We start from the raw sequence: 251 nt of genomic DNA on the forward strand, positions 1-251 counted from the left end.
CGATTTTCCCTATAGAATCTTGGTCTGTTCCGCGGCGCCATCCTCATGCCACGCGGGGCAGTTTCAACAAGCGCTCGTGGTGAAATTGGTAGACACGCTATCTTGAGGGGGTAGTGGCGAAAGCTGTGCGAGTTCGAGTCTCGCCGAGCGCACCAAAAATTCGTCGGAACCCATGGGTTCCATGGCTCGTCAAACGGGCGCAGTAGCACCGCGGAACACCGCAGCCATTGCGCCCGTTGTCGTTTGTGTCG

The 251-nt window shown here is 57.8% G+C and carries 1 tRNA gene; it reads left to right on the top strand.

From position 1 onward, the window contains the following. Positions 1-70 precede the first annotated feature (70 nt). A tRNA-Leu gene (locus ACMUOY_RS20975) sits at positions 71-155 on the top strand. Positions 156-251 lie beyond the last annotated feature (96 nt).

Origin of the sequence: Candidatus Skiveiella danica (assembly GCF_022705245.1) — a bacterium.
Taxonomy (GTDB): domain Bacteria; phylum Pseudomonadota; class Gammaproteobacteria; order Burkholderiales; family Burkholderiaceae_C; genus Skiveiella; species Skiveiella danica.